This is a genomic window from Cryobacterium sp. MLB-32, assembly GCF_000738085.1.
Classification (GTDB): domain Bacteria; phylum Actinomycetota; class Actinomycetes; order Actinomycetales; family Microbacteriaceae; genus Cryobacterium.
This window is the reverse complement of record NZ_JPRS01000246.1, coordinates 1-2,233: the sequence shown is the minus strand read 5'-3', so window position 1 is coordinate 2,233 and position 2,233 is coordinate 1. Positions and strand designations below refer to the sequence as shown.

The window sequence follows — 2,233 nt, the reverse complement described above, 5'->3', positions numbered from 1 at the left end:
GGCGACTGTTCCCGCTGCCTCCGGTCAGCCACACGCCATTCGTGGTCCGACAGAACACACAATTCGAGGTCTTCAGCCCCGCATGGTTCATGGTTCATGGTTCATGGTTCATGATTCCGATTCGACATAGAAACCCCGTCACGCGCAACAACGTCAGACTCTTACTCGTCTTCGTGCTCCGCTAATTCTCACCAGTCTGGCGAACACATCCAACACAACACAAGGAAACCAGCCTTTTCCCTACCCAGACACAAGGCATACAGGCCCCAGCACAACGCAGATGATCAGGCCGCGTCGCCCAGGTACTGCCACCGATTCTCCGGGTTCAGAACGCCCAGGTCCACGAGCTCCCGCGCAGACCGGTGATCACCCCGCTGATCGCTCGAGCGCGGATACCGCGGCCACACCCGCTCACCCGGGGCGTTCACGTCACGAAACAGCGGCCGGCTGGACACATGCACGCGTTTCGGGCGAGTCCTGGGGGCAGCGGTCATCGTGGCCACCTCCGCCTGCCACCAATCCCACACTTCCCGCTCAACGCGATACCGATTCGCTCGATCCAGCAGCAGCCCCGCCACACCGATGATTCGGGCCGCACGATCACGCAGGTCCTGCTTGGCACGCGCCCACCCCAAGGCATGCTTGATGACCAGGCGATGCTGACGGAGACGACTGAACACCGTGGCCGTATGACGCGTCGTCACACCAAGCAGGTGAGCAGCCGCCTCCAGAGTTAACGCGGGGTGTTGAGCGAGGAGCGCGTAGGCCTTGCCCGCCAGGTGCCCGAGGCCAGGACGGGTGAACAGATCGTGGCGGCCGTCAGTGAGCTGGCGTTCCAGCGTGGTCACCAGGGACAGGCGGAGGTTGAAGAGTTCGGAGGGGGGGCGGGGGTTATCTAGTGGTTGTGACGCAACCGTGCGAGGCGTTGTGGAAAACTCTGCGGATCCCTGTGGTTTTGCGCTCAGCTGCCATTCGGAGGCGTTCCCGTTGTCGCTGACGGAGACGCGGATGAGGAAGCCGTCCTCGGCCAGGGCGGTAAGTGCTCGCCGGGCCGTGTCGCGGCTGAGGCCCACCATCAGGGCCAGGTCCCGGATGGATGCTGCGACGGTCCGTTTGCCTGTCTGCAAGGTCAGGTACGCCACCGCGGAGAGGATCGTGCGCCGTGACACAGCCGCTTCGCTTCGTCCCCACCGTCCCGGGGACACCCGGAACCTGGTGAGAAGGTCATCGATGGTATCGACGATCACGCTGAGCTCGGTGAAGTCCGTGGGGGTACGTGAGGTACTGAGCGGGGCTTGCAGGGCGGAGTACTGCTGAGCTGTGGTCCACTGCCGTTCCAGCCGCGCAGAAGCCTCAGCGGGGGCGCGCTGCTTGCGGGTACCGCCACTCATGTTCTTGGTCCGGTAATGTTCCATCCCCGGCGCCGTACGCGCTTCCCGGGTCACGTCAGCGAGAGTCCATCCGGCCGATGCGGCTGCGAGCAGGCACATGAACCCGGTCCAGCTGGGGTTGGTTCCGCCGTTGACGGTGGCCATGTGTCCATGGCCCCAGGCGCTGAGTGGGCGGGTGGCGGCGTATTGGGCGTCGAGGGGTCCGGACGGTGTTGTGTCCGCGGGCCTCGGGGCCGGTTTCGTTTGGTCGAGGACCTGGGTCAGGGCGTCAAGGTGAGTGCTGGTCGCCGTCGGCGCCAGGAGGTTCTCCACGGTGCCGCGGAGAACTGTCGAGCTGCTGCCGTCCCGGTGCGGAGCTAACGGGGGGCGTGCGCCGCCTTCGCGCGGGTTGCGGAGCATCCCGTGGTCAAGGGTGGCGTAATTGGCGTGTGCTGCGCTGGCGAGAGCGGCGACGGTCTCCGCCGGCGCTCCGCCGTGCAGGGCGACCCAGATGTGGCGGCCACCAGTACCGGAGGACTGGCAGACAACGTGAGTGATCCCGACACTGTCAAGGATCCGGGAGAGGGCGTCGCAGTCGTCGACAGCGCGTTCCATCAAGTCGGGGGAGACGACGCCGGCTTCTTTGCCGTCGAAGTCAAAGCACAGCAGCCGGAAGATGCCGGTGTTGTCGGCCAGACGCACCAACCACGGCGTCGTGGGCGCTATCGGCCCGACACGGAAGATGACCGGGTAACTGTTTTCATCCAAACGCCCATACGCGTCTCGCTTCATCACACGTACTTGATCGCGCGGGCTCAACCGGCGCGACAAATCCCACGCGTTCAGGACGAGCGGTTCAGCAG

At 64.9% G+C, this 2,233-nt stretch carries 1 protein-coding gene; it reads right to left on the bottom strand.

Annotated elements, in window-relative coordinates:
• Window positions 1–284 precede the first annotated feature (284 nt).
• The coding region (locus JF66_RS16965) for a hypothetical protein (protein ID WP_369798055.1) at window positions 285–2,233 on the bottom strand (1,949 nt) is incomplete at its 5' end.